A 17,809-nucleotide genomic window follows, 5' to 3' on the forward strand; every position below is an offset into this window, starting at 1 on the left:
AAATGGCGAAAGTTTTTGTTTTGGCGACGAAACTCGGGAATCTGGGCTAAATGCGTCTGTAAGGACATCGGCGAAACGAGGGAAAACCCGAATTTACCCCACCTGCCTCATAGTGCGGTTAATCTGCAACATCTACGATGTTTCGCCCGATACGCCTTTTTCCATTCGGGACTTGGTGCTGCACTTCCTTGGGGCCGGCCAGGAGAATGAGCTACCCTTACCGCCCGAGTTGCATGTGTAAGGCGGGCATCGTTGGCGCTGGAAGCAACCTGCTACTCGCCTTCTGCCGTACCACTAGTTTCCTCCGGCTTCCACTAACCCCACTTTTATGCAGCGTACTTCCGCTTCCACGCAATCATCCTGGCTGGGCACGGGTCCGGCACTCCCCACGTTTCCAGCCCTCACCCAAAACACCCAGACCGATGTAGTAGTGGTGGGTGGCGGTATTGCCGGCCTCACCACGGCCTACCTGCTGCTGCGCGAAGGCAAAAAGGTAATAGTGCTGGAAAGCGGCGAGCTGGGCAGCGGCGAAACCGGCCGCACGACGGCCCACCTTTCCAACGCCCTCGATGATGGCTACACGCGCCTGGAGCAGCTCTTTGGCGAGAAGGGAGCCCGGCTGGCCGCCGAAAGCCACGGCAGCGCCATCGAGCAGATCGAAAAAATAGTGCGGGAGGAAAAAATTAACTGCGACTTCACCCGCCTCGACGGCTACCTGTTTCTGCCCAAAGACGGCAAGCCCAAAGAGCTGGACGACGAGCTGGCGGCGGCCCACCGCGCCGGTCTCACCGGAGTGCAGCGCCTGGCCGACTCGCCGACCAAAGGTTTCCGGACCGGTGAATGCCTGGTATTTCCCAATCAGGGCCAGTTCCACATTCTCAAATACCTGCATGGTTTGACGGAGGCCATACTTGGGCGGAAAGGGCAGATTTTCACCAACTCCCACGTAACGGAGGTGAAAGGCGGGGCCGAAGCCACGGTGACGGTGGCTACCGGGGCCACCGTAACGGCCAAAGCCATTGTGATGGCGACCAATACGCCCGTCAACGACCGGGTGGTGATGCACACCAAGCAGGCCTCGTACCGCAGCTATGTTATCGGGGCCCGGATTCCGAAAGGCTCGGTTACGCTGGCGCTGTACTGGGATACGCCCGAGCCGTACCACTACATCCGGTTGCAGGAAGTGAAAGAAGGGCCGCGCGGCGGCACGACCAATTATGACTTGCTGCTGGTAGGCGGCGAAGACCACAAAACCGGCCAGGGGAACCCCGAGGAAAGTCTGCGTTGCCTGGAAGAATGGACGCGGGAGCATTTCCCCATGATTCAGAGCGTGGACTACCGCTGGTCGGGGCAGGTGCAGGAACCGGCCGACAGCCTGGGTTACGCCGGCCCCAACCCGCTCGACCAGGAAAATGTGTACATCATCACCGGCGACTCGGGCCACGGCATGACCCACGGCACGCTCGGGGCCCTGATTATTACCGACCTGATTACAGGCCGCCAAAACCCCTGGGCGGAGCTCTACGACCCCGGCCGCGTGACCCTGAAACCGGCTTCAGCCTACGAATTCGTGCGCGAAAACCTGAACGTGGTGCTTGAATACACCGAGCTGCTGACCGGTGGCGACGTAGCGAGGGAGGAGGAAATCAAGCCCGGCAGCGGGGCCGTGCTGCGCGAGGGCATCACGAAGGTGGCCGTGTACCGCGACGAGCAGGGCCAGACCCACAAGTGCTCGGCCATCTGCCCCCATCTGGGCTGCGTGGTGCATTGGAACGAGCTGGAAAAAAGCTGGGATTGTCCCTGCCACGGCTCCCGCTTCGACGCGTTGGGCAAGCTGCTCATCGGCCCTGCCAATAGCGACCTGACTCCGTTACAGGCACCGGCCGGGTAACTTTCGGGGCCAAAAAGCCTTACAACACGCCAGCCAGCCCGCTGATGCTGAGGGCCACCACGGCCGTATTGAAGCCAAACCACAGGATGCCGTGCAGCAGCGCCAGCCGCCGCAGCGGCCGCCCGCTGATGCTGATATCGGCCGTTTGGGCCGTCATGCTCACCACGAAGGAGAAGTAGGCGAAATCGAGGTAATCGGGCGGCTCCGGCCCCGGAAACTCCAGGCCACCGGTATCGCCGTGGGTAGCGGCATCGTAGTAGAGGTGGGCGTAGCGGAGCGTGAATACATACCGTGTGGACCAGCAGCCAGGCAATGGCCACGGCCGCCACGGCCAGGCCAATGGGCAGCTTCAGCTCGGCCTGGCCCAGCGCGTGTACCGAACTGAGCAGCAGCACCGCCAGCAGGCTGCCCAGCGCGGCCACTACCACAAAGACGAAGGAGAGCAACCGGCTGGCATCTTCCCGCCGGGCCGTGTCACGGATATGGCCGACATCGGCCGTGGTAATGGCCGCCCAGATCAGCAGCAGCGAGGTGAGCCCGAAGGCACCCAGGCAGCTACTACGCGGGCAGCGGGCGGCATAGCAGCGGAGAGCAGCCCCCAGGCCGCCGCGCCCAGCCCAAGCGCCAGCCCCAGGCGGGTGAGGGCCGAAAGCTGGCCGGTGCGGTGGATAAGGCGAAAAACAACGGACGACATAGGCAGCAGCTAAGCCCCAAAAGTGCGCAATTAAACAGGGAATGCGCGGGAGCTACGGCACCGGAAACCGTTCCGGGTGGGGCAGCTTTTTTGTTACTCTGCCTTACTGGCTGCCCCAAACCAGATGATGAAGGCCGTGGTGCCGGCCGGGGTGGTTTCGAGGCTGAAGGTGAAGTCGTGTTGCAAGAGAATGTCGCGAATCATGGTGAGACCGATGCCCTGCCCGTCGCGCTTGGTGCTGAAAAACGGTGTAAACAGCCGGCGCTGCACCTCGGGCGCGATGCCCGCCCCGTCGTCTTCGATGCGCAGCAGGGGCGGGTCGAGGCTGGTACGAATGGTTAGGTTGCCATCCTCGCCGATGGCCTCCAGCGCATTCTTGACGATGTTGAGCACGGCCTGCTCGATCTGCTGAACGTCCAGATTCACCCGCAGCGGCTCGGGGGCCAGGTGCCAGTGCCAGGCAATGCGACGTTTCTCACTCTGCACCAGCATGAGGCGGTGAATGGAGCGCACCAACTCATGCACGTCGCAGGGGCGGCGCGTGGGCGGCGGCAGGCGTACCAGGTCGGCGAAGTTGGCAATGAAGTTGGCTAGGTGAGTATTGCGATTGATGGAGACTTCCAGGGCCTCCGCGAAGTCGGTTTGGTCATCGGGGCGCAGCTGCGGGGTGTAGTGGCCGAAGCTTTGCAGAATGGAGTTGATGGCCCCGATGGAGTTGTTGATTTCGTGCGACATCATCCGGATCAGCTTCTCGTAGGCCTGCTTTTCCTGCCGAATCAACTCCTGGGTCAGCTCCTCCAGCATAATGAAGTTGCGGGTGAAGCCCCGGTCGAGGAAATGGGAGCAGTGCGCCCGGTAGGTCTGGATGCCCGAGAGCTGCACCACCTGGGGCTGGCCGGCCCGCAGCGTGCCCAGCACCGTGCCCCACTCACCGGGCAGCGCGGCGGGCAGCTGCTTCAGCAGCTGGGCCTGGGGCAGGCGCAGGCACCGCTCCGCGGCGGGGTTGGCGGCCTCAATACGGCCATCAAAATCGAGCAGCAGGATGCCCGCCGGTGAGGCCTGAATCAGCCGTTCGAGCAGGTAGCTTTTCTCGTGCTGGGTGATGCGCTCCTGCCGCAGCTCGTCAATCATGTGGTTGTAGACAGTGATGAGCTGGTCCATTTCGCGCTGGCCCACGGGCACGAACTTCATGGAGAAGTCCTTGGCCCGAATGGCTTCCGTACCCGCCGCTATCAACTGAAACGGCCGCACGAAGCCCCGGTAGAGCTGCACGGTGAGCACAATGGAAACGAGCAGCAGCATTTCGGTGGCCACAAACAGCACCGCATTGGAGCGCATCATCTGTGCGGCCAGCGCAATGAGCACGCCGTGAATGATGATGACAAACAGCAGGAATTTGACGCGTAGGGTCATAGAGGAAGACTGGGCAGCTAGAGCTACAAAGCTAGTTCCCCTCCTTAGTTTCAAGGAGGGGTTAGGAGTGGTTTACTAGAGCTACAGCATCCGGCCCCGAATTAAACACCACCGCAATTGCCGTCAAAACTCCGTCCAGCTGTTCCAGCACCAGCCTGTTCTCAAACCGCAGCACCCGCAGCCCCAGCCCATTCAAATAAGCCGTCCGCTCCACGTCATTGGCCTCGCCGCTGACGCTGAAATGCCCCGCGCCATCCAGCTCCACGACCAGCCTTTCGGCCGGGCAGTAGAAATCGACGATGTAGGAGCCGATGCCGTGCTGGCGGCGGAACTTGCTGCCAGCCAGCTGGCTCCGCTGCAACGCCCGCCAAAGGGTTGCTTCGGCTGGGGTGAGATGATTACGTAATTGTTGGCGGTGGTCTTTCTGGCTCGGGTGGTTATAGATGGGTTATGGCATTGTGGATAGTTTTAGGTGGTTCAGACTACTCGTTCTGTCGTTTCAACCACCCCCGACATGGGAGACCCGAAAAGCCTGACGCTACTTGTTCAATGAGTGAACCACCCCTAGCCCCTCCTTGAAAAAAGGAGGGAAACTAGCTTCCTAGCTCCTTGCAGCTTTCTAGCTTTCTGGCCCTCACTGCGCGGCGTCGAAGGGAATGGCATATTTCTCCAGCCGCCGGTACAGCGCCCCGCGGCTCAGGCCCAGGGCTTTGGCCACGCGGCTCACGTTGCCGGCGTAGAATTCCATCGACTTGCGGATCATCTGCACCTCTACTTCTTCCAGCGTCATCGAGCCCACGGGCGGCAGCTCGCCGGGCGCGGCCGTTTTCACGGACGCTTTGGTAAACTGGGCCTGGAAGTCGTCGGGGCTCAGCTCATCCTTACCGCTGACGAGCACGGCGCGCTCCACCAGGTTTTTCAGCTCCCGGATGTTGCCCGCCAGCGGCAGCTCGCGCAGCCAGTGCAGGGCCTTGGTGCCCACTTTCAGCGACGGGCGGTTGTAGGTGGTGCGCAGGTTGCTCACGAAGTGGTTTACCAGCAGCGGAATATCGTCGGGCCGCTCGCGCAGGGCGGGCAGGCGCACGGTTATCAGGTTGATGCGGTAGTAGAGGTCTTCGCGGAAACGGCCCTCGCGCACCAGCTCGGCCAGGTTGCGGTTGGTGGCGCAAATCACCCGGATATCGAGGCTGCGGGCGCGGCTGTCGCCGAGCACCTCGTAGGTGCGGTCCTGCAGCACGCGCAGCAGCTTCACCTGGCTACCCATATCCAGCTCCCCTATTTCATCCAGAAAAATGGTGCCTTTGTTGGCCAGCTCGAAGCGGCCCACCCGGTCGGCTTTGGCATCGGTGAAGGCGCCGCGCCGGTGGCCAAACATCTCACTCTCAAACAGCGAAGCCGAAATTCCGCCCAGGTTCACCTTCACAAACGGCCGGTCGCGGCGGTGGCTGTTCTGGTGAATGGCCTCGGCAATGAGCTCCTTGCCCGTGCCGCTTTCGCCTTCTATCAGCACCGAGGCATCGGTGGCAGCCACCTGGCCCACGTGGCGCAGCACGTGCAGCAGCTGGCCGTCGGCCCCGATGATGTTGCGAAAGTTGAACTGCCGGTCCAGGTCGCGGCGGCTGAGAGCGGTGCCGGTTTCGGCGGGGCGCTCCTGCAGGCTCAGGATGGTGCGGATGGTCTGGAGCAGGGAGTCATTGTTCCAGGGCTTGGTCACGAACTCGGCGGCCCCGGCCTTGATGCCTTCCACGGCCAGCGTGATGGAGCCCCAGCCGGTTATCAGAATCACGGGCACCTGCGGGGCTACCTCCTTCACCTGGCCCAGCAGGCGCAGGCCATCGTGGCCGGAGGTATCCAGCGAGTAATTCATGTCCATCAGCACCAGGGCCGGGGGCGCGGTGCGTACCAGGTGCAGCGCCTCCTCGGGGGTGGCCACGCCTTTGGTAGCGTAGCCGGCCTGCTTGAGCAGCAGCCCCAGCGACGTCCGGATGGCCAGGTCATCATCAACAATAAGAATCATAGGGCGAAAATCAGGCTTAAAGTAACGCATAGTCCCGCACCAACGCCGGACGCCGCCCAGCAAGCAGGCAGCAACCCGACACCGGTTCACCTCGGACCTAAACCAGTTTGGGGCGGACCCGAACTGGTTTAGGTCCGAGGTGAACCGGTTGGCAAATGACCCGAACTGGTTCGGGTTAGAGGCGAACCAGTTGGCAAATGACCCGAACTGGTTCGGATCAGAGGCGAACTGGTTGGCCAGTTTGGCTAACCAGTTTGGGTCGGACCCGAACTCAGTCTTCGCGCAGCGACACGGCCGGCAGAATACCAGCGGCAATCCGGCTGGGCTGAAACGCGCACACCGCCGTCAGGACGTACACGAGCATGGTGGCCAGGGCAATGGCCAGCAGGTATACTTCGGGGTCCAGGCCGAAAACGCCCAGCAGCGGAAACTGCACGGCCAGCAGCAGCCCTCCAAACACGCCCAGGGTGGTCACCACCAGCATTTCGCCCAGAAACTGCCCGCTGATGCTGTTGCCGGTAGCGCCCAGGGCCCGGCGCAGCCCAATCTCCGCTTTACGCTGGCTGATGTTGTACCACAACACGCCAAACAGCCCCAGAGCCACGTTGATAATCAGGAACAGGCCCACCAAAGCCAGGGCCACCAGTGGGGTCAGCATCACCTTCATTTTGTCTTGGCGGTTTTCTTCCAGCGTAGTCATGTTGGCCTTCCAGCCTTTGGTTACGCGGGCTATCTTGCGCACCAGCTGCTGTTCCAGCACCGCGCCACTGCCGGCCTGCACCTGAATCAGCAGCAGCGGATCTTCCCGGGAGCCGATGCGGGTGTCCCCCTGCAGCACGCGCCGGCAGAAGATGGCGGGCTCGTTGGCGGCAAAGTCGCTCCCGGAGCGGTAGGTATCCACGAGGCCCACAATCAGCCACTCCTCCGGGGTCCGGGTATTGGTCAGCACTTTGCCCACGGGCGACTCGCTACCGAACAGCGACTCGGCAAACTTGCGGTTGACGACCACGGGCGTGCGGCGCGCGCCATCGTCGCGCCTGTCGAACCACCGCCCCTCTACTGCCTTCAGGCCCAGCACCCGCGCCAGCTCATCGTCGGCATCGTAGCGCTCCGTCAGCGGCCCCTGCTTGCCCTTGTAGTGGTACTCGTCGGTATTCATGTTGTTGAAGGAAAAAGGCGTGTTGTCGCTGGTCTGGGTGACGGCCACCACGCCGGGCGTACCGCGCAGCTCCTGCAGCAGCAGCAGAAACGTACCGTTGCGGTCGGTGGTGTCTAGGCCGGGAGTCACCCGCGACTCCCACACGTTGGCCGATTCAAAGCCCATGGGCTGGCGGTAGTTATAGTAGTTGCTGACCAGCAGCACGCTCACCACGAACAGCACGAAAAACGACAGCAGAATTTCGGTGATGAGCAGAAAGTTGGACCGCTTCCGGTTCCAGATCAGAATGAAGATGTGACGTATCATGGCGTGGGGTATTACTCGGTTCAGGACTACTTGCTGCCGCCTTTCAGGGCCTGCACCGGCTGCAGGCGCGACATCTTAAAGGCCGGATACACCCCCGACAGCACGCCGAAAAACAACGTGGCCAGCAGGGCCCAGCCGAAGATCCGCCAGTTCAGCTCGAAGTGGGCGTAGGCCAGAATCTGGGCGCCATCGATAAGCTGCAGGGCCACGTAGGCCAGTAGCAGGCCCAGCAGGCCGCCAATGGCCGTGAGGAAGATGTTTTCGACCAGAAACTGCCCGATGAGCGTACCGCCGGTAGCCCCGAAAGCCTTGCGCACCCCGATTTCGGAGGAGCGGTCCATGATGCGGCTCACGTTGATGTTGACCAGGTTCAGGGCCGGCAGCAGCATAAACAGCAGGGCGATACCCGACAGGATGGCGTAGAGAATGGTGAGTCCGTCGGAAGCGTAATCGGTCAGCGGGTTCATCAGCTGCCGCGAGTAGGACGCCAGCAGCTGGTCGGCGTGCAGGTCGAGGCGCTCCATACCTTTGGGATCGTCCAGCGGCACCCGCCGGGCCATCTGGTCGAACTCGGCCTGCATGGCGGGCACGTCGCCGGCGGTTTTGGCCATAATGATGGCGGAGAAGTCGCCAGTGAGCTGCACGCGGCGCAGGTCGTCGGGGCTGGTCGTTATCGGCACCCACACGTCGGCGTAGGAGCTCAGGCGCATAGCGGGCACGTTGTCGACCACGCCCAGCACCCGGTAGTTGGTCTGGTTGATTTCGATGGTGCGGCCCACCACGCCCGTATCGGTGCCGAAATACTTGCGGGCCGTCGACTGGTTGATAACAGCCACGCGGGCCGCCGACTTTACCTCGGCCGGGGTGTAGGGCTTACCTTCCCGAAACGTGAAATCCAGGATCTGCCAGAATACCTCGTCCGTGTATTTCAGGTCGAGGTCGAGGCGGCTGTTGCCCACGTAGCTGGGCGTAGAGTGGAAGTTGGAATAGATGGTCACCTTCTCCGGCGTGCGCAGGGGGCGCACGTAGGTATCGAGCAGGTAGTAGCTGAGCGGCGAGTTCTGGTTGCCGCCATTTTTGTACTTAATGTGCAGCAGCTGCACGAATGTCATCCGGTCGAGGCGCGACTCGGGCGCGTGAGCCCCCACCGTGTGGTCGAACAGGGCCACTACCACCAGCAGCACCATCAGCGTGAAGCTGATGCCGAACAGGCTGATGAAGGTGAAAAACTTGCGGCGCAGTAGCACCTTCCAGGCAATTTTGAGGTAGCTAAGCAGCATAAGACTGGGGCTGAAAAGAGAAAGAATGAAGCACGGCCAGCTGCCGCTGCAACAGAGCGCGGGCTTTGCTGAGCTGGGATTTGGACGTGCCTTCCGAGATGCCGAGCAGCGCGGCAATTTCGGCGTGGCTATAGCCCTCCACGGCGTAGAGGTTGAACACGGTGCGGTAGCCGGCGGGCAGGGCCTGAATCAGGCGCAGCAGGTCAGCCGTATCCAGGTTGCTTTCGGCCGCGGCCGTAATGGTAGCCACCCCGTCGTGGCACTCGTCGATGTCGAGGTGCAGGGGCTGGCGGCGGCGCAGCTGGCCCAGGGCCTCGTTGATCATGACGCGGCGCACCCAGCCCCGGAAGCTGCCTTCGCCGCGGTATTGCGCCAGGGCCCGAAACACTTTCACGAAGCCCAGCACCAGGGCCTCTTCGGCATCTTCGGGGTGGCGCAGGTAGCGCAGGCACACGCTCAGCATACCGGGTGAGAGCCGGTCGTAAAGCACTTTCTGGGCCCGGGGGTTGCCGCGGCGGCACTCGGCCAGCAAGTCAGTTTCCGTAAGCTGAGACAAGGAAGGAAGCAACGTAGCCATGATGCGGGAAGCGAGGAAATGCGGTGGATAAGGGCTGAGCGGCGGGCTTTAGCTCACCTGGCTGCCGTCGAAGAAGCGGATGACGCGCTCCGTTTTCTGGGCCTGGTGCTCGTCGTGGGTTACCATCACGATGGTCACGCCCTCGTGGCGGTTCAGGTGCAGCAGCAGGTCCATTATTTCCTCCCCCATTACCGAGTCGAGGTTGCCGGTGGGCTCATCGGCCAGAATCAGCTCGGGGTTGCCGGCCAGGGCCCGGGCAATGGCCACGCGCTGGCGCTGCCCGCCCGACAGCTGACTGGGGAAGTGGCTGGTGCGGGCGCTGAGGCCTACTTTATCGAGGGCGGCGTGGGCGCGCTGCCGCCGCTCCTGGCCACTCACACTACGGCGGTAGAGCAGGGGCAGCTCCACGTTGTCGAGCACCGAGAGGTCGTTAATCAGGTGGTAGCTCTGAAAAACGAACCCGATTTTCTGGTTGCGCAGCCCGGCCAGTTCCTTGTCCGAGTACGACGTGACGGGGCGGCCCGCAATTTCTACCTGCCCCGACGAGGGCTCGTCCAGCAGCCCAATGATGCTGAGCAGCGTGGACTTCCCGCAGCCCGAGGGCCCCATAATCGACACGAACTCGCCCTTATTGATGGTCAGGTTCACGCGGTTCAGGGCCACGGTTTCGATGGTCTTGGTCTGGTATACTTTCTCGATATCGGTCAGCTTGATCATAGCCGGGGCCGGGGCCACAGCTACGCCTGTAGCAGCGGGGTCAAACAGGTTGCTTTGCGCAGTCGTGAAGTTCATGAGTCGGAGCGGTTAGTGGTCGAAGAAAGTTCAGGCGAGGCAGCCGGCTGTCCGTGTCCGTTTTTATGCGGTGGGGTGGCTGGGTAAGATCTGTACAGCCAAGGGCTGTGCCAATTTTGTAAATACCTGTTTTTCAGTTTTCTACAAACAAAACGCACTCAAAATCCCATTGAAACTGTGTCCAAAACCGGACAGAGTGTTCAGAAATGGAAGGCTGGGCGGGCGACTTTGACTTGTAGGTGCACCCGTAGTAGAGCAGCCTAAAGCGGGGCCGTAAAATCTGACGAACACGCCTGGTAGCCAGCTTTTTATTGGCTTAAAATATCTATCTTACTATTTGCATATTCTTCACCCTCTAACCCCATTTTCTATGCCGACCACAGCCACCAGCGTCCGCGACGAAATTCGGCGCGCCAACGATACGTTTGAAGCCAGCTTCGAGCGGGGCGATGCCGCCGCTATTGCCGACCTTTACACCAGCGCCGGCGTGCTGCTACCCACGGGCCTGGAGCCCATAGAAGGCGCGGCCGGCATTCAGGCCTTTTGGCAGGGAGCCATGGCAATGGGCGTTAAGCAAGTGAAGCTCAAAACCCGCGACATTGAGGAGCTGGAAGACACGGCCATCGAGCTGGGCACCTACACGCTTTTCGATGCCAACCGGCAGCAGATGGACCAGGGCAAATACCTGGTGGTATGGAAAGAGCAGCAAGGCCAGTGGCGGCTACACCAGGACATCTGGAACACCAATATGCCCGCACAGAACGTGGCGTAGAAATCACGTCTGTCATTGCGAAGCGGAGCCGAAGCAATCCGTCCTCTGAAATATAGAAAGCTGCCTGAAGTGAAAAGCCCTTTACTACTCGGTAGTAAAGGGCTTTCTGGCAAAAGGGTACTTGGTGCTGCGCAGCGGACGGATTGCTTCGCGTTGCTCGCAATGACCGGAATATCCGCTTACCGCGCAGCAGTGGCTACCAACGATTCCTGGCGCTCAAAATCGTAGAGCGTGAGGGCCCGCAACCGGTAGCGGGCCACCCAACAGGCCCGCAGCGCGGCAATGTAGGCGCGCTTCGACTGGTCTTTTTCCGCCAGCGCAATGTTCAGGTCGGTGAGGCTGATACGGCCCACCTGATAGGTGGCGCGGGCAATGGCGTAGCGCTGCTGGGCCAGCGAATCGGCCTGGGTCGACAGCGCCAGCTGCTCGTGGAGGCTGCCGAGCTGGGCTGCCTGCGTCACCACGGTTTGCTCGAAGGCGTTTTGCTCCTGAGCCACGGTGTGCTGTACCTGCTGGCGGTTTAGCTCGGCGGTTTTTACGATGGATTTCTGCCGACCCCAGTCCACCAGCGGCATCGAAAACGCCAGGCTCACCTGCTGCTGGTTCTGCGGGTTGGCGTAGGTTGCCCACAAATCCGGGGCGCTATTTACGTAGCCCAGGTTGGCCGTGAATGTGGCCTGCAAGCCGGTGGTACCTTTGGCCTGGGCCACGGCACTTTCGGCCTGCAGCACACGGCGGCGAAAGGCCAGCGTTTCGCGCCGGTTTTGGCGGGCCAGGGCCAAGGCGTGCTCCGTGGCAATGCGCAGGGCGGGCGTTGCGGCCGGCACGGTCAGGCGCAAGGAGTCGGTGGCCAGGCCCGTGTAGCTTTGCAGGTTCACCGCCGCATTTTGGGCCTCAAGCTGGGCTTGGCCAAGGGCTTTTCGGGAGTTCAGCAAGTTCAGCAGCAGCAGCAGCAGGTCGCTTTGGCTCAGGCGCCCCAGCCGAAACCGCTCCTTGCCCAAGCGCAGCATTTCCTCATTGGCCTGCACGTTTTGGCGAGCCACCTGGGCATTTACCTGCTGCAAGAGCACATCAAAATACAGCTCCGTAATGCGCTGGGCAATCGTCTCGCGCTCCTCCACATATTGCCGCCCCGACTCTTCGTAGCGCAGGGGCTCAATTTTGCGCGCCCAGCGCAGGCTATTGTAGCGGCCCAAAGGTTGGGTGAGGCCAAGGCTGAAGGGTTGGTTGTTGTACATGCGGGCGCTGCGGTTGAAATCGTCGAAGCGCTGCACTTCGGAGCGCACAAACAGCTGGGCCCCGGTAAGGCCAATATTCTGGCTCATAGTCACAGCCAAGTTGGAGTTATTGATGCGCACGGCCCGGAAGTCGGTAGTACCATCGGGTTGCACCACCGGGGCAATTACGCGGCTAAAGTCGGGCAGCGTACCCTGCAAGCCCAGCTGCGGGCGGTAGTTCGACTGGTAAGTGTGGTATTGCCAGTAGCTGGTTTCACGGTCAGTAAGAGCTTGCTTGGCAATGGAAGACTGGGCCAGCGCCTGTTCTATCACCTGCTGTAGGCTCAGCTCGCCACCGGTCTGGGCCAGGGCTGGGGGGCCGACCAGCAGCAGGCTGCCCACACAGCTCAGTAGCTTCACCCAACGTGTAAAAGTCGTTTTCATGGCGCGGCGGCTTAGTTCTTAAGGATAAGGGAAGGCGTGTCCGCGTACTGCTTCAACTCGCTGAGCACGATTTCGTCGCCGGGCTGCAAGCCACTGATTATCTGCACGTAGTCGAAGTTGCTGACGCCGAAGCGTACGGTGCGCTGCTGCGCTTTGCCCTCGTGCACCACGAATACCGGCTGCTCTTTGCCCCCCTGGTAAAATGGCCCATTTTTGACCCGTATCACGTGGTGCTGGGCCTTGGTCACCACAAACACATCGGCCCGCAAGTTGGAGCGCAGTACCGGGCTGTGGTCTTCGGTCAGCTTGGCATAAAAGGTCACGACGCCCTTTTCTACCGCCGGGCTCACCGTCGTGATGGTGCCGCGCAGGTCGGTGCTGTTCACGCGCACCACCACCGCGTCGCCCAGGTGCAGGGCGTCGGCATAGGTATCGGAGATGGTAGCGCGCACCCGAAAGCTGCTCAGGTCAGCCACGCGGGCCAGCGGGTCGCCCTGGTTCACGGTGCTTCCGATGCCCTCATTCACCCAAGTGAGCACGCCGGGTTGCTGGGTGCTGATGTTGGCCTGGGCCAGCTTGCCGGCCAGCTCCGCAATGCTGCGGTCCTGAATCTGCATGGTGAAACCCAGCTCGCGCACATCGGCGGCGTTGGCCGCGCGCTGATTGCGAATCTGCTCGTGCAGGCGCTGCAACTCCAATTGGGCTATTCTCAGATTCAGCTCGCCCTGGCGCACACTCTCGGCCGTGCCGCCGCCCACTTTCAGCAGGTACTGCTCGTCGCGCAGCGCCGACTGCAAGCTGCGCACTTTCACCTGCTGCACTTTTTCCTGCGACTGGAGGTCGTTCAGGGCTTTTTCCAGGCTGAGCTGCAGCTGGCCGTTCTTGTTGCGGTTTTGCTGCTGTTCGTCCTGCAGCTTGGCCAGCGCCGTGCTGGTCACTTCCTTATCCAGCTCCAGAATGGTCTGGCCGGCGCTTACCTTCTCCCCCACCTGCAAGGCCACCCGACGAATAGAGCTTTGGATCGGGCTGGTGATAACCGCTTCACGGCCGGGAATAATGAGGCCCGAGGCCGTAAGCGAAGCCTCCACATCACCGATTTCGGCTGTGGTAAGCAACAGCTGGTCGCGGCCAATACTGGGCTGCAACACCGAGCGAAACGCCAATAAGCCCACCACCACCAGGGCCAGGGTAGCCGCAGCTAGCAGCCAGCGGCGGCGCTGCCGGCGAGTGTGCGTGGCGGAGGAAATGGGTCTGTCCATTTTCGTGCAGGAAGAGGATGATTTCCCACAGAAGAAGCCAAGGCCCGTGCCAACCACGTAACCATCTGAATTATTGATAAATACATAAAAATTCACATCTACTGTGATGCAGAATATTGTCCAAAACCGGACAGATTGTTCGGAAGTGAAAGGCCTGATATCCGCTGCTGGCAGCCCCCAAAAAAACACCGCCCGCTGTGCGAAGCACAACGGGCGGTGGATGGCTACAGCTAGCAAAGTGGTTGGACTCTGATAGCTAGGGTCGGATGTTAGCGGCGGCGTAGGCGGCGCAAGGCAAACGCTACGCCCCCGGCCAGCAGCAAGCTGGCTCCACCATCAATAGGGGCCGTGGTGGCCGAGGGCCGGGGGCCGCCGTTGCCGGGGCCTTGTGCCAACACGGGCAACTGGCTAACGGCTAATACGACCACACACAAGGAAACGCGACAAATTAACAGCTTGATCATTCTCTCAGATTTCTAGTATTGTTCTATCAGTTTAGGTCTACTGCACCACCAGCTTGCGGGTGAGGACTCCGGCGGCACTACGCACTTGCAGCGTGTAGATGCCAGCAGCCAGGCCCGTTGTGGGCACGCTCGCGCGCAACTCCCGACCAGCGGCCGTTGCGGTTTGCTGCCACACCCGCTGACCCACGCTGTTCACCAAAACCAGCTCGGCCTGCCCGGTCACGCCGCTAGCTACCACCGTTACCGGGGCTTTGCTGGCAGCTGGGTTAGGATAGAGCTGTAGCTCGCCAGTCCAGGCGGCTGCCTTGCCACCGGCCAATACCGTGGCCTGGTGCAGGTGCAGCACAAAACGAGTAGTGCTCAGGCCCGCGCCGAGCGGCACGGTGTAGGCGCCCTGGCGCAGGTCGTGCCACTGGCCGCTGAGCTTATCTTCCAGCCACACCGGCTCCGTAGCCGCAAAGTTCAGCAGCTGAGCGGGAGCGAAAGTGTAGGTACCGGCCACTGCCACATGCACGCCCAAAGCCAGGCTGCGGGGAGTAGCGCCGGCGGGCAAGCCCTGGATAGCCAGGCCTTCGGTGCCAACTGACTGATAGAGCGTTGGCTGGTCGCCGCCGTTGAGTTGCACTTTTAGCGCGTCATACTGCGAGTCGAAGCCCGGAGTCGCGCCGTTTTCCTCATACACGTAGAAATCGTCCTGGTTGGCAGCGCCGGTAGCGCCCGCGCGCTGCAGCGTGAGCTGGAGCAAGGGCCGCGTTTCGGTCTGGGCCGGACGAGCGTAGGTAGGGTCACTGAAAGTTGTTTCGCGCGACGCGTTGGCAAATGCTACGCTGCCCGAAGCCCCGGCCGTGCTTACGCGCACGAAGAAGGCCTGGCCCATGGGCAGGATGTTGGTACCCACGCCGTTGACGTAGGCCGTGTATCCCCCGTCGTACTGGCCAGTGGAGCGGTACACGTACGCGGCGGCATCCACGTTGGTGCGGCTCACCCGGTTCCAGTCAATCGGCGACGGATACGGATTACCGATCAGCTGCCAGCCCGCGTCGGCCTCCGTGCTGCGCGTCAGGCCGCCAACGGCTACGGCGCCCGTAATCAGCGTAGGGCCCGTCAGCTCGAAGAAGTTGCCCGCCGGCTGGTTGATCGTCAATCCTCGGCTGAGGGTCAGAGACTGGTTGGCCGCGGCCGGCGAAGCCCAGCCCTGGTCGAAGCTGGAACTACCGGCTACAGTACCCACCCGCGTCTGGTCGTAGGCAAACACGGTGGGGAAAGGCGTGACTGCGCCCGGCGCGGCGGCCGAGTTGTACGTGGCGTTGATCTGCATCGGGCCGGGGTTCTGCGCCCCGGGAAGAACCGGGAAAATGGCCAGGTTATTAAGCGTCGCGCCGCCAACCGCCGGCGAGAAGTGGCGGTATCCAAAACCGGAGTTACTGGCCACGTCGATGTAGCGCTGCACGACGGTGGCTCCTGTAACAATGCCGCCGTTGTTGTACACCATGGCCGTGCCCACGTTGTTCGACAAGATCAGGAAGCGTTGGCTATTGGTGTTCAGATTGCCGGTCAGCGTCAGCAAACGCTGAATTTCTACCTGCCCGCCTAGTGTAGCACCAGCGCCACCCACGGTCAGGTTGCGGAACTGGGTGATGGTAGTGCCGCCCACGGTTTGCGTGGTAGCGCCCGTTAGTACTACGCTGGCGTTGTCAACGGCGGTGAAGGTGCCGTTGTTCACAAAGTCACCGGTTACGGTGAGGCTGCCGCCATTGCTGATGGTGAGCTGACCACCATTTTTTATCGTGATGGTGCGGGCCGTAGGCGTGGTGCCGGTCACCACGGGGTAGCGCGTGAGGCCCGTCGTAATAGTTACGTCGTCGGCGGCCGTGGGCACTACGCCGCCCGACCAGTTAGAGCCCAGCGTCCAGCTCGTGGAGATGTTGCCGGTCCAGGTGAAGTTGCCGACCACCGGGCTACGGTATGCCACGGTCTGCTGCACGCCATTGGCCCCAGCCAGAGTGTAGAGATCCGTGCCGAGCGTCACCGTCTTGGTTTCGCTTAGCAGAATGGGCAGGCTGGTACCCGTGCTCCAGGTATTGGCAGTCGGGTTGTAGACATACACCGTGTTGAAAAACGTCGGGTTGTTATTGAAGTAGTTGTCTTTGCCGCCTACTACATAGATGTTGCCATCGGCTCCGAGGGTGGCACCGGCTTGGTTGACGCCCACCGGCAACGGTGCCAGCGTGGTCCAGGTATTGGTGGTGGGGTTGTAAGCTACGTGTGAGGTGATGGCCGTGGCCCCGGCATTGCTACTTTGCGTGCCTCCGATGATGTGCATGGTGCCGCTGGCATCCTTCACAGCTACGTGGCCGTGCCGCCCAACCGGCATGGGCGCGCCAGTACTCCAGGTGTTGGTGGCGGGGGTGTAAATCTGGGTTCCGGTATAGGAAAGGTTCCCGCCAGCGTCATAGCCGCCGAAAACATATATTCTGCCGTCGGCTCCCGTTGCCGCGCCAGCCAGCCACACCGCCACGGGAATGGCGGCAAGCGGTGCCCACACATTGGTGGTTGGATTATAGCGGTAGCAACTGCTGGTAAAACCATTGATATCTACCCCGCTGAAGCTATATACCAGCTCATCCGTGCCCACGGCCGAGGCGTGCCCACGGACTGCGCTGGGGTTATTAGCCCCAGCACTCCAGGAGTTTGTGGTGGGGTTGTAGATTTCCAGGCTGCTGTTCAGGGCAGGGGCGCTGTTAAGATCACCGATGTAGCCACCCCACACGTAGAGCTTGCCGCCCGTGGCGGTGGCGGCGTGCTGGCTGCGGGCGAGGCTCATGCTGGCCACGGCCGTCCAGGCGGCCGTGGTGCGCGATGGAGCAACGCTGCCATCGGCCGCGCGCCGGCTTATGGCGCGCATGGCAGGCATATTGCTCGTTAGGCCGGGGTAATATTGCCCGGGAACAAGTTGGCGGCTAGTATTTTGCTGGGCAAACGCCGACTGATAGGCGGGTGCTGCCAGCACAATAAGTGCCAGTGCGGGTAAAATCTTTCTCATAAGCTGCGGTGTGGAAAAAGAGATAAGAAGACGGGTATAAAAGCGGGGAAAACAGAACAGGACGAAATTGAATTTTTCAAACCCAGATGCAATAATATCACGATATTATCGAAATCTCATCATTCATTCCCGAAGATTTATCCACCCGGCTACTTCATCAGATAATGACCCGCTATCGATAGGAATAGTAGCGCTACCGGCGCAGGCTTCTGCCGAAAAAACTACTCCGCTTAGCCTATTATTACCGAGCACCCACGGGTGGCCTACCCCCAGAACAGGGCCGGAGTGTTGGCAGACTTTTGCCTGGTTTCAAGGTATACTCAGAGTGTGTTCGGGAATTGGTGAAAACCACCTTTGTGTCCTGCTCATCCGGCGTCTGCGGAGCGCAGCAGAGTCGAACAATCGTTACCGCTTCGGCAAAAAGCCGCTAACGGCGCGGTGGAAATGCTTCGATAAGCGGACGCCAGATCGGGCAGGACAC

15 protein-coding genes and 1 pseudogene are annotated in these 17,809 nt (G+C 61.3%); 3 read left to right on the plus strand and 13 right to left on the minus strand.

The window, feature by feature from the left end:
• Window positions 1-112: 112 nt before the first annotated feature.
• Both E5J99_RS22055 and E5J99_RS14635 read left to right on the plus strand, forming a co-directional pair.
• Window positions 113-241 (plus strand): hypothetical protein, encoded by a 129-nt coding sequence (locus E5J99_RS22055; protein ID WP_262713019.1) that lies wholly within the window; start codon window positions 113-115, stop codon window positions 239-241.
• A gap of 87 nt (window positions 242-328) precedes the next feature.
• Window positions 329-1,891, plus strand: coding sequence for an FAD-dependent oxidoreductase (locus tag E5J99_RS14635; protein ID WP_135498563.1), 1,563 nt, complete (start codon window positions 329-331; stop codon window positions 1,889-1,891).
• A gap of 19 nt (window positions 1,892-1,910) precedes the next feature.
• Here the strand turns inward: E5J99_RS14635 and E5J99_RS14640 are convergent, their stop codons facing one another.
• The 9 genes and pseudogenes from E5J99_RS14640 to E5J99_RS14680 all read right to left on the minus strand — a co-directional run bounded on the left by E5J99_RS14640 (window position 1,911) and on the right by E5J99_RS14680 (window position 10,054).
• Window positions 1,911-2,204: a DUF1345 domain-containing protein gene (locus tag E5J99_RS14640; RefSeq protein ID WP_167852152.1), complete on the minus strand. Its 294-nt coding sequence runs from the start codon at window positions 2,202-2,204 to the stop codon at window positions 1,911-1,913.
• 34 nt (window positions 2,205-2,238) lie between these two features.
• A pseudogene (locus E5J99_RS22290) lies at window positions 2,239-2,628 on the minus strand (hypothetical protein); the annotation flags it as partial.
• A 50-nt stretch (window positions 2,629-2,678) separates the two neighbouring features.
• Entirely contained in the window at window positions 2,679-3,998 is a 1,320-nt protein-coding gene (locus E5J99_RS14650; protein WP_135498565.1) for a sensor histidine kinase, read from the minus strand.
• A gap of 61 nt (window positions 3,999-4,059) precedes the next feature.
• Entirely contained in the window at window positions 4,060-4,443 is a 384-nt protein-coding gene (locus E5J99_RS14655; protein ID WP_135498566.1) for an endonuclease domain-containing protein, read from the minus strand.
• A gap of 189 nt (window positions 4,444-4,632) precedes the next feature.
• Complete coding sequence (locus tag E5J99_RS14660) at window positions 4,633-6,015, minus strand: sigma-54-dependent transcriptional regulator (RefSeq protein WP_135498567.1); 1,383 nt, start codon at window positions 6,013-6,015, stop codon at window positions 4,633-4,635.
• Window positions 6,016-6,286: 271 nt separating this feature from the next.
• On the minus strand, window positions 6,287-7,480 hold the full coding sequence (locus tag E5J99_RS14665; RefSeq protein WP_135498568.1) for an ABC transporter permease: 1,194 nt from the start codon (window positions 7,478-7,480) through the stop codon (window positions 6,287-6,289).
• Between the two features lie 26 nt (window positions 7,481-7,506).
• A complete protein-coding gene (locus E5J99_RS14670) occupies window positions 7,507-8,760 on the minus strand; it encodes an ABC transporter permease (protein ID WP_135498569.1) in 1,254 nt (417 codons plus the stop codon).
• Complete coding sequence (locus E5J99_RS14675; RefSeq protein ID WP_135498570.1) at window positions 8,750-9,337, minus strand: RNA polymerase sigma factor; 588 nt, start codon at window positions 9,335-9,337, stop codon at window positions 8,750-8,752. Before E5J99_RS14675 ends, E5J99_RS14670 begins: the two co-directional genes overlap by 11 nt.
• A gap of 48 nt (window positions 9,338-9,385) precedes the next feature.
• On the minus strand, window positions 9,386-10,054 hold the full coding sequence (locus E5J99_RS14680) for an ABC transporter ATP-binding protein (RefSeq protein ID WP_135498612.1): 669 nt from the start codon (window positions 10,052-10,054) through the stop codon (window positions 9,386-9,388).
• 445 nt (window positions 10,055-10,499) lie between these two features.
• Here E5J99_RS14680 and E5J99_RS14685 point away from each other — a divergent pair, with 445 nt between their 5' ends.
• Window positions 10,500-10,901, plus strand: coding sequence for a YybH family protein (locus tag E5J99_RS14685; RefSeq protein ID WP_135498571.1), 402 nt, complete (start codon window positions 10,500-10,502; stop codon window positions 10,899-10,901).
• Between the two features lie 179 nt (window positions 10,902-11,080).
• Here E5J99_RS14685 and E5J99_RS14690 read toward each other — a convergent pair whose 3' ends face one another.
• The 4 genes from E5J99_RS14690 to E5J99_RS14705 form a co-directional block, all read right to left on the minus strand.
• Window positions 11,081-12,562, minus strand: coding sequence for a TolC family protein (locus E5J99_RS14690; protein ID WP_135498572.1), 1,482 nt, complete (start codon window positions 12,560-12,562; stop codon window positions 11,081-11,083).
• An 11-nt stretch (window positions 12,563-12,573) separates the two neighbouring features.
• On the minus strand, window positions 12,574-13,821 hold the full coding sequence (locus E5J99_RS14695) for an efflux RND transporter periplasmic adaptor subunit (protein ID WP_135498573.1): 1,248 nt from the start codon (window positions 13,819-13,821) through the stop codon (window positions 12,574-12,576).
• A 269-nt stretch (window positions 13,822-14,090) separates the two neighbouring features.
• Window positions 14,091-14,249 (minus strand): PID-CTERM protein-sorting domain-containing protein, encoded by a 159-nt coding sequence (locus E5J99_RS14700; protein WP_167852151.1) that lies wholly within the window; start codon window positions 14,247-14,249, stop codon window positions 14,091-14,093.
• 73 nt (window positions 14,250-14,322) lie between these two features.
• Window positions 14,323-17,328, minus strand: a complete 3,006-nt coding sequence (locus E5J99_RS14705; RefSeq protein WP_135498575.1) for a Kelch repeat-containing protein — start codon at window positions 17,326-17,328, stop codon at window positions 14,323-14,325.
• Between the last annotated feature and the right edge of the window lie 481 nt (window positions 17,329-17,809).

This window comes from Hymenobacter elongatus (assembly GCF_004745955.1).
Classification (GTDB): Bacteria; Bacteroidota; Bacteroidia; order Cytophagales; family Hymenobacteraceae; genus Hymenobacter; species Hymenobacter elongatus.